We start from the raw sequence: 10,357 nt of genomic DNA on the forward strand, positions 1-10,357 counted from the left end.
GTTTCTTAAAAAAAGCCTGGAAGTTTGTTTTGTTACTTTTACTAATTCTCTTAACCTTCTCGTATGCGATGTTCCAAGGGGGATTTGTCAGCTGGTTTTTATTTTATAGCTTTCTTCCCTTTGCCATCTATTGTTTGGCTTTATCCTTCTACTCGATGAATGAGCTTGAAGTAACAAGGGTATTACCGAAAACCGATTACAATGCAGGCGAACCGTTAAAAGTGACTGTCCAAATAAAAAGGTCGAAAGGGTTTCCGTTATTCTATTTACTAATTGAAGACCAATTAGATGAAGCTTTAAAGTATGCCAAGCAGCAGAAAGCGCCAAAGTCGCTGCTCCTTCCTGGGATGAAAAAGGAATTTTCCTATGAATATATCATTAACGAACTGCCAAGAGGGGAGCATTTTTTCAAATCGTTTACGTTAAGAATTGGTGATCCGCTTGGCTTATTTGAAAAAGAAAAGACGTTTGAAAAAGAGAGCAAAATTATTGTGTACCCTGCCTATACCGAGCTCTTGTACCGACCGTTTGAAAATCAGTACGATCAAGGATTGACTGCATCCCGTGAGAGGGTGCAGCGTGATACTTCCATGGCGGTTGGCGTAAGGGATTATCAGCCTGGCGATCGATTCTCCTGGATTAACTGGAAAGCCTCCGCCAAGCGGGGGGAGATTATGACGAAGGAATTTGAGCAGCGCCAGTCGCATGATATCTTTGTTGTCATGGATTGTGTTCCCGAAAAGCACTTTGAGCCGGTTGTTTCCTTCACGGCATCCCTCATTCGTGCCGTTTTGAAAAAGGGTGCACAGACAGGATTGCTCACGATCAGTAAAGAGAGAGCGACATTCCCGCTTAGAGGAGGCGAGCAGCATCTTCAAGAGCTTTTCTATCATCTCGCCAAAATAGAAGCAAAAAGCTATTCTTCGTTTGATAAAGTGTTAGAAACGGATGGTCTTTTTATTCAGCAATCCGTATCATTTATGCTTGTCACGGCGCAATTGACGAAACCGCTGATTGAGAAAGCAAGTTTTCTTGGCCAAAGAAAAGGGTCGGTTACTCTATTTCTGATCAAGGGCCAGAAAGAAACGCCTTCTGAACATGAACGCTCCATGATTTCTATTGCAAATGCCCGCAGAGTCCGGGTAATCATGATCCATGAAGGCGAATTTGCATCCGCTTTTTCGGAGGTGAGTTTACGATGATGAGAAGGGATCTATCTTCCTTTCTTTTATATGTATTTGGTTTCCTGCTTTTATGGGAATGGCTTAGGCCAGTTGAACGATTAACCGATACCGATAATATCGAAACGTTTATTATCTTTATGGTCATCTCCTTTGCCCTTTCTTTTTTTCGCATGAAATGGTTCTGGCAAGCACTGATTAAAGTGTTAATAATCTTGTTTTCTATCAATCGATTCTATTATGAAGAGGGCTTTTTCCATTTTAGCTGGTTAAACACTTTTCTTACAGATGTTGTTGATAACCTTGGGCTGATCGTAGCGAGAAGTTGGAATGAATTAACGAATGAATTTCGCACGCTTTTGTTTTTTATTTTGTTGTGGTTAATGGTGTACCTAATCCACTATTGGCTCTTGAAACGCAAGCAAATCTTTATCTTTTTCTTTATGACACTCATTTATATAACGGTGCTGGATACCTTTACACCCTATAATGCAAAAATAGCCATTATCCGGACTGTTGTCATTGGTTTTTCTGTGATGGGCATGCTGACATTTTTCCGTATCCTTCAAAAAGAAAAGGTAACAAGCGATGCTTCTTTCCTCAGAAGATGGATGATTCCGCTTGCTGTGATGATTGCCTTTAGTGTATTGATTGGCATCGCTGCACCTAAGGCGGCTCCAATTTGGCCGGATCCTGTTCCGTATTTAACAGCGGCAAAGGATACGGCAGGAAAAGAAAATACAGGTGGCCCCCATCGTATTGGCTATGGAGAGGATGATTCATCATTAGGCGGCTCATTTATTGGGGATGCAAATCCTGTGTTCATGTACGAGGGGAATGGTTCGAATTACTGGAAAATGGAAACAAAGGATACGTATACGGGGAAGGGCTGGCTCACCTCCGGGACAACACCAATTCCATTTCGACAGGAAGATTTAGTCCCTGTTTACTCTTATCCACAAAATGTTGAAACCATTAAGGAAACGGCTAGTGTTAATGCTCACCAAAATTATAAATTCAACTATATAATGTATCCTGCAGGAATACAAAAAATAGTAAAAATCCTGCCTGAAGACCCAGGAGGAAATCGATTTGTTATCGATACTACCAATGAAAGGATTGGCTTTTTCGATAAAGAAAATCGGCCTCAAGTACCAGCCATTTTTACAGTAGAATTTGAAAAGCCAAAATATAAGGCAACGGATTTAAGAGTGACAGAGGGTTATAATCCAGCCGAGATTAGTCAAGAATTTTATCAACAATATACCCAGGTTCCAGACAATTTACCACAGCGGGTGAAAAATCTTTCCGAAAAAATCACTGCTGGCAAGGTGAATTGGTTTGATAAAGCAAAAGCAGTCGAAAGCTACTTTTCGAATGCTGAATTCACCTATGATCAAAAAAATGTAGCTATGCCAGGGACTGCGGATGATTACGTTGATCAATTCTTGTTTGATTCGAAACGGGGATATTGCGACAATTTCTCCTCCTCGATGGCTGTAATGTTAAGAACGATTGGTATTCCGACGCGCTGGGTGAAAGGTTTCACGGGCGGGGATTTTATCAAATATAGTGATGAAAACTCAGGAAATCAGATATACGAAGTAACCAACAACAATGCCCACTCCTGGGTAGAGGTGTTTTTTCCAAATCAAGGCTGGGTCGCATTTGAGCCGACCAAAGGATTTTCAAATGGATTAACTATTGAGTATGGAACAGGACAATCATCGTCCAATAATCAGTCCTCAACTCCAGCACCGGTCAAAAAACCACAACAGGAGCAGATAGAGGATTCTAAGGCAAACAGCGAGAAGTCGTTTGATTTCCAAACTTTTTGGAAAGATGTTAAAGAATTTTGGGAAAACAACTGGAAGTTAATCGTTCTGATTTTGGTCTTAACTGCCATCATTACAGGTATCCTTTATCGGATTCGAGGTAAATGGTTCCCAATTGTTGTTTTAGTGCGTTATCGCTTCAAGCGGAAAGACGAAAGTATTGAAACAGCATTTCTGATTTTATTAAGTCAGTTGGAACGCTATGGAATAAAGCGGAAGGATAATCAGACGCTTCGGAATTATGCGCGCTATGTTGATTCGTTTTTTTCAACGAGAGAGATGACTAGGCTGACTGACTGTTATGAGCAATATGTGTACCATCACCATCTTCCGCAGGGAAGTTGGAAAGAGTCGCGTGAATTATGGGAAAATTTAATTAAAAAGACAATCGCTTGACCAGAAAAACAACCTATTGATACAATATGTTTTAATTTAATAGGGTACGTATTTATACCTTCATATATCCTCGATGATAGGGTTCGAGAGTCTCTACCGGGCTGCCGTAAATGGCCTGACTATGAAGGCAGAATTTTTTCTGTGTTGATTTTTTAAGAGAAAACTAGAATTCTGCCTTCCTGAGATTCGTTCGGGGGGAGATTTCTAGTTTTTTTTATTTACAAGTAGCAAATACTAAAATAAATTTGGAAAATTGAGGTGGCCGTTTTGACTGAAAAACAAAATATGGTTGTGGTATTAGACTTTGGTAGCCAATATAATCAATTAATTACTCGCCGGATACGTGAATTTGGAGTATACAGTGAGCTTCACCCGCATACGATTACAGCAGAGGAAATCCGCCAATTGAACCCAAAGGGGATCATTTTTTCAGGTGGTCCCAACAGTGTGTATGATGAAAACTCATTCCGATGTGATGAGGAAATTTTTGAAATGGGCTTGCCGATTTTAGGAATATGCTACGGCATGCAGTTGATGACCGTTCATTTTAATGGGAAAGTGGAAAAAGCTAAGAATAGTGAGTACGGAAAAGCAACCATGACGATTCAAAATCAATCGTCCCTGTTTGCTGGACTTCCGGATGAGCAAGTGGTTTGGATGAGCCATGGTGACCTTGTAATAGAAGCACCAGCAGGTTTTACGGTTGATGGAACCAATCCATCCTGTCCAATTGCAGCCATGAGCGATGAAGCAAGAAAGCTTTATGCAGTTCAGTTTCATCCAGAGGTGCAGCATTCTGTTTATGGTAATGACCTTCTTAAGAATTTTGTTTTTAAGGTTTGTGATTGCGCCGGAGATTGGTCGATGAATAACTTTATTGAAATGGAAATGGCGAAAATTCGTGAAACTGTTGGCGATAAAAAAGTTCTTTGTGCATTAAGCGGCGGAGTGGACTCATCGGTTGTGGCCGTGTTAATCCATAAAGCCATCGGTGATCAACTAACCTGTATCTTTGTGGATCATGGCTTGCTTCGGAAAAATGAAGCAGACAGCGTCATGAAGACTTTTTCAGAAGGTTTCCATATGAATGTCATTAAGGTTGATGCCAAAGACCGGTTCTTATCAAAACTTGAAGGTGTCTCAGATCCAGAGAAGAAGCGGAAAATTATCGGAAATGAATTTATTTATGTGTTTGATGATGAAGCGACAAAGCTTGAGGGAATCGAGTTCCTTGCCCAAGGAACGTTATATACGGATATTATCGAAAGCGGCACAGCTACGGCTCAAACCATTAAATCGCATCATAATGTGGGCGGCCTGCCTGAAGATATGCAATTTAAATTAATCGAACCATTAAACACCTTGTTTAAGGATGAAGTCCGTGCGCTTGGAACGGAGCTTGGCATTCCAGATGATATAGTTTGGCGACAACCATTCCCAGGTCCTGGTCTTGGTATTCGCGTTCTTGGAGCTATTTCCGAGGATAAGCTTGAAATCGTACGTGAATCAGATTGGATTTTGCGTGAAGAAATTAAAAATCATGGACTTGACCGTGAGATTTGGCAGTACTTCACCGTGCTTCCGGACATTCGCAGTGTCGGCGTAATGGGTGACGCTCGGACATATGATTATACAATCGGTATTCGAGCGGTAACTTCGATTGATGGAATGACCTCGGACTGGGCAAGGATCCCTTGGGATGTGCTTGAAAAAATCTCAACCCGCATTGTCAACGAGGTAGCTCATGTAAACAGAGTGGTCTACGATATTACCAGCAAGCCGCCAGCAACAATTGAGTGGGAATAAAAATTACTAAATAACACCAAAATACGAACGATATTATTTTTTATAATAAAATCGTTCGTATTTTTTATTTACAAATTCTCAAATCGCTGGTAGAATGAAAAAGTAAACAAGAACTTATTATATTGCATCGTATAATCTTGGGAATATGGCCCAAAAGTTTCTACCGAGCTACCGTAAATAGCTTGACTACGAGGCAGTGTTTATAAATAAAGGGGCATTCTTTTCCTCTCTATTTTTACACTTGCCTTAGTCACGCTCCGGTAGAATAAATCGGAGCGTTTTTTCGTAAAATAAAGAGAAATTTTTTCCATGGGGGGAAAAGACATGCACAAGTATTTTGAGTTTGAAAAACTAGGTACAAATTATCGCCGTGAATTTATTGGCGGATTGACCACCTTTTTGGCTATGGCTTATATTTTAGTCGTCAATCCATTAACATTGTCCCTTGCTTCGGTAAAGGATTTTCCAGCAGACTTAAGAATGGATTACGGTGCGGTCTTTGTTGCAACAGCGTTAGCTTCTGCTTTAGGATCGATTATCATGGGGCTTCTTGGAAAGTATCCGCTGGCCTTAGCACCAGGAATGGGATTAAATGCTTTCTTCGCTTATACGGTTGTTTTAGGCAGTGGGATTCCTTGGCAGCATGCACTTGGTGCTGTATTGATTTCCGCCGTGTTCTTCTTCATCTTAACTTTGACAGGCCTTCGTGAAAAAATTATCAATGCGATTCCTGTGGATTTAAAGCACGCAGTTGGTGCGGGAATTGGCTTGTTCATTACTTTTATTGGTTTGCAAAATGCAAAAATTGTAGTTAATAACGATGCGACATTAGTAGGACTTGGTGACTTGACGTCTCCAGAAGCATTACTTGCGATTTTTGGTATTGTGGTAACAGTAATCATGATGACCAAGGGAATCAAGGGTGCCGTATTTTATGGGATGGTTCTTACCGTCATTGTTGGGATCATTTTTGGTGAAATCAAAATGCCTAATCAGGTCGTGGATTCCGTTCCAAGCTTAGCGCCAACATTTGGCGCAGCATTCTCTTCTTTCGGAGACAGTTCTTTTTACACAACCGCGATGCTTGGGATTATCTTGACATTCTTGTTTGTTGATTTCTTTGATAACGCTGGAACTCTTGTGGCTGTAGCCAATCAAGCAGGACTTATGAAGGACAACAAGCTTCCAAATGCAGGTAGAGCGTTGCTTGCAGATTCGATTGCTTCCGGTGTTGGAGCGGTGCTTGGTACATCAACGACAACATCATATATTGAGTCATCAGCAGGGGTCGCATCTGGTGCGAGAACAGGCTTTGCTTCACTAGTAACAGCCGGACTATTTATTTTATCGCTATTCTTCTTTCCGTTATTATCAGTCGTTACAGCACCTGTTACAGCACCTGCTTTAATCATTGTCGGTGTGTTGATGGTTTCTTCTTTAGGGAAAATTGACTGGCAGAAGTTTGAAATAGCTGTCCCAGCATTCTTAACAATGATTGCGATGCCATTGTCTTACAGTATTGCAACAGGTATTGCGGTCGGATTTATCTTCTACCCGATTACAATGATTGTAAAAGGTCGTGCGAAAGAAATTAACCCAATTATGTACTTCTTTTTTGTAATATTTGTCCTTTATTTCATCTTCTTAAAATAGTTTTACGAGGAACTGTGGTGACCACAGTTCCTTTTTTTACCTACACGGTTGTTAATAATATTGTCGCTATTTGTCGTTGACTTCCTGTTTTTCCTCTTATAACATGAAAATACTAATGTTATGCTTGGGGAAATGGGGAAAAGGGTCATGGCAAAACTGTTAATTGATAAGGTATTAAATAACAATGTGTTAATCGCTGAACACCCTTCCTATGAAGAAGTAGTGGTAATTGGCAAGGGGATTGGGTTCAACCGGAAGCGTGGGGACTATATCGATACAGATACGGTAGAAAAGCTTTTTGTATTAAAAAATGAAAAAGAACAGGAAAATTATATTAAGCTGCTGCCGTTTATCGATAATGAATTTTTAGAAGTGATTATTTCGGCGATTGACTTGATTAAGCAGAGAACGAGTTCACAGTTGAATGAACATATCCATGTTGCTCTAACGGATCACTTAATGTTCGCGATCACGCGTGCTTCACAAGGAATGGAAATGAGCAACCCCTTTTTAGTGGAAACGAAAGCGCTCTATCGCCATGAGTATGAAGTTGCTGCGGATGTGGTAGAGCTTATTAAACATAAAACGGGAATTTCCCTGCCGGTTGGGGAGATTGGATTTATTGCCTTGCATATTCATAGTGCCATTACGAATAAAAATTTATCTGAAGTTAATCAGCATTCACAGCTGGTAAGCAGGCTGGTTGAAATGGTTGAGGAGCAGTTTGAAATCGAGATTGATAAGGAAAGTATTGATTATATGAGGCTTGTCCGCCATCTTCGGTTTGCTATCGATCGGGTCATAAAAGGGGAAAAGGTGGAAGAACCAGAAAAAATCGCTTCCCTATTGAAATCGGAATATCCAGTGTGCTATAATCTTTCATGGAAGCTCATTAAAGTGATGCAACAAACTTTGAAAATGCAGGTTTTTGATGCAGAAGCAGTTTATCTAACGATGCATCTGCAAAGGCTGCAAAACAAATTTAAATAGCTATTATATTTTTTACGTGTTACTGATTCGATCAGGCATGAGTGAAAAGTATTAATTGAAATGAAGATTTAGGGGTAATCTATACCCATACCTTCATTCAGTTAAACTTTTACTCATGCCTTTTTTGTTGTTTTTTTGACAAAGATGTAAACGCTTAATGAGCTAAAAATATTTTATAGGAGGAACTATTATGTTTAAAAATGCTTTTGGTGTCTTGCAAAAAGTTGGTAAAGCATTAATGCTGCCGGTTGCTCTTTTACCAGCTGCAGGGATTTTACTTGCATTAGGTGCTGCGCTAGTTAACCCGGCTTTATTAAACCTAGCTCCGTGGTTGGATAATAGTGCTGTTGCAATGGTTGCGAATGTAATGAAAAATGCTGGTGATATCGTTTTTGGTAACCTTCCACTCTTGTTTGCGGTAGGTGTTGCGGTAGGTCTAGCTGGAGGAGAAGGTACAGCGGGTCTTGCAGCGATCATTGGTTACTTGATCATGAATGTAACGATGGGAACTGTTTTAGGGATTGATGCGAAGGCTATTAATGGTACAAGCTATGTCAGTGTTCTTGGTATCCCAACACTTCAAACGGGTGTGTTTGGCGGTATTATCGTTGGTATTATTGCTGCGAGTTTGTACAATAAATTCTATGAGATTGAATTGCCATCATATTTAGGGTTTTTTGCTGGAAAACGTTTTGTTCCGATTATTACTGCGGGAACAGCTATTCTATTAGGATTATTGATGTTAGTGATCTGGCCGCCAATCCAATCTGGATTGAATGCATTCTCGACCAACATGGTTAATGCAAACCTAACTCTTTCTGCCTTTGTTTTCGGTGTGATTGAACGTTCGTTAATTCCGTTTGGATTACATCATATTTTCTATTCTCCATTCTGGTTTGAATTTGGTAATTATACAACAAAAGCGGGTCAAGTTGTCCACGGTGACCAACGCATCTTCATGGCACAGATTGCTGACCACGTGAAAAATCTAACTGCTGGTACATTCATGACAGGTAAATTCCCATTCATGATGTTTGGTTTACCAGCTGCAGCATTAGCGATTTATCAAGAAGCACGTCCTGAAAAGAAAAAGTTTGTCGGCGGATTAATGGCATCAGCTGCTTTAACTTCTTTCTTAACTGGGATTACTGAACCAATTGAATTCTCATTCTTGTTTGTTGCACCAGTTTTATTTGGTATCCATGCGGTGTTTGCAGGTCTTTCCTTCATGGTTATGCACTTATTAGATGTAAAAATCGGGATGACCTTCTCTGGTGGATTAATTAACTATATCTTATTTGGTTTAATTAACCCGCAAACACATGCGTGGCTTGTTATTCCAGTAGGACTTGTGTTTGCACTCATTTACTATTTTGGTTTCCGTTTCGCAATTCGTAAGTTTAATTTAAAAACACCTGGTCGTGAATTAGATGATGAAGAAAATCAAGCACCAACAGGTAAAGCTGGATCAAGCGATTTAGCAGGAAATATCTTAGATGCAATGGGTGGTAAGGGCAATATTGCACACTTAGATGCATGTATCACTCGTCTTCGTGTATCTGTTAACGATATTAAAAATGTAGACAAGGATCAGTTGAAAAGGCTGGGCGCTGCAGGGGTACTTGAAGTTGGTAACAATATTCAGGCTATCTTTGGACCTCGTTCTGAAACTATCAAAGGTCAAATGAAGGATATAATGGAAGGAAAGCGTCCACGTACGACTGCTGTTAACGCACCAGAAAAAGGTGTAGAACAACAAATTGAAGAAATTAACCCAGAAGCACTGCAAACCGTGCGTAAAAACGATGAAGTATTTGTTGCTCCATTAAAAGGAGAAATTAAGCCAATTACAGAAGTGCCGGATCAAGTTTTCGCAGGAAAAATGATGGGCGACGGCTTTGCGATAGTTCCAGCAGAAGGAACGGTGGTTTCACCTGTTGACGGTAAAATCGTAAATCTCTTCCCAACAAAACACGCGATTGGCATTCTTTCTGATGGTGGACGTGAAATTTTAATCCACGTTGGTATTGATACCGTTAACTTAAAAGGCCAAGGTTTTGAAACCTTAGTAGCTGAAAATGACCGTGTAACAAAAGGTCAACCTTTATTAAAAATCGATTTAGATTACATTAAAGAGCACGCCACTTCAACGATTACACCAATTGTCTTCACTAATTTAACTGAAGGCGAAAAGGTTGTTATTGAAAAAGATGGTCTTGTTGATCTGAAGCAAGAAGGAATTGTTAAGATTACGAAGTAAAAAAATGACCGGCCCGGTAAAAACGGGTCGGTTTTTTATTTATATTTATGTTGACGTAGTTTTTACATGGTGTTATTATATTAAAGCAGTCGTTGATGACGTGTTAATAACGTGATGGTGTTGAAAAACATTATTAAAAGTTGTTGACTTCGCGATTGCAACGTGATATAGTAATAAAGTTGCTTCTGAACGAAGTGACGAACTAAGTAATGAACTTGTTCTTTGAAAACTAAACA

Annotated in this window: 6 protein-coding genes and 2 riboswitches; all 6 genes read left to right on the forward strand. The window is 39.9% G+C overall.

Annotated features, from left to right (window positions below):
- Positions 1-29 precede the first annotated feature (29 nt).
- The 6 genes from ABES02_RS16805 to ptsG all read left to right on the forward strand — a co-directional run bounded on the left by ABES02_RS16805 (position 30) and on the right by ptsG (position 10,121).
- Positions 30-1,202, forward strand: coding sequence for a DUF58 domain-containing protein (locus ABES02_RS16805; RefSeq protein WP_430137203.1), 1,173 nt, complete (start codon positions 30-32; stop codon positions 1,200-1,202).
- The gene (locus ABES02_RS16810; RefSeq protein WP_430137206.1) at positions 1,199-3,412 is read left to right on the forward strand and encodes a transglutaminase TgpA family protein; all 2,214 of its coding nucleotides are present in this window, start codon (positions 1,199-1,201) and stop codon (positions 3,410-3,412) included. Before ABES02_RS16805 ends, ABES02_RS16810 begins: the two co-directional genes overlap by 4 nt.
- A gap of 40 nt (positions 3,413-3,452) precedes the next feature.
- Positions 3,453-3,554, forward strand: a riboswitch (purine riboswitch).
- Positions 3,555-3,697: 143 nt separating this feature from the next.
- Positions 3,698-5,218 carry a glutamine-hydrolyzing GMP synthase gene (guaA, locus tag ABES02_RS16815; protein ID WP_430137219.1) on the forward strand — a complete coding sequence of 507 codons (1,521 nt, stop codon included), beginning with the start codon at positions 3,698-3,700 and terminating at the stop codon, positions 5,216-5,218.
- A 107-nt stretch (positions 5,219-5,325) separates the two neighbouring features.
- A riboswitch (purine riboswitch) is annotated at positions 5,326-5,427 on the forward strand.
- Between the two features lie 115 nt (positions 5,428-5,542).
- Positions 5,543-6,871 carry an NCS2 family permease gene (locus tag ABES02_RS16820; protein WP_430137209.1) on the forward strand — a complete coding sequence of 443 codons (1,329 nt, stop codon included), beginning with the start codon at positions 5,543-5,545 and terminating at the stop codon, positions 6,869-6,871.
- 147 nt (positions 6,872-7,018) lie between these two features.
- Entirely contained in the window at positions 7,019-7,861 is an 843-nt protein-coding gene (gene glcT, locus ABES02_RS16825) for a glucose PTS transporter transcription antiterminator GlcT (RefSeq protein WP_430137212.1), read from the forward strand.
- Between the two features lie 190 nt (positions 7,862-8,051).
- Positions 8,052-10,121: a glucose-specific PTS transporter subunit IIBC gene (gene ptsG, locus ABES02_RS16830; RefSeq protein ID WP_430137214.1), complete on the forward strand. Its 2,070-nt coding sequence runs from the start codon at positions 8,052-8,054 to the stop codon at positions 10,119-10,121.
- Positions 10,122-10,357 lie beyond the last annotated feature (236 nt).

This window comes from Neobacillus pocheonensis (assembly GCF_050477905.1).
Classification (GTDB): domain Bacteria; phylum Bacillota; class Bacilli; order Bacillales; family Cytobacillaceae; genus Neobacillus; species Neobacillus pocheonensis_A.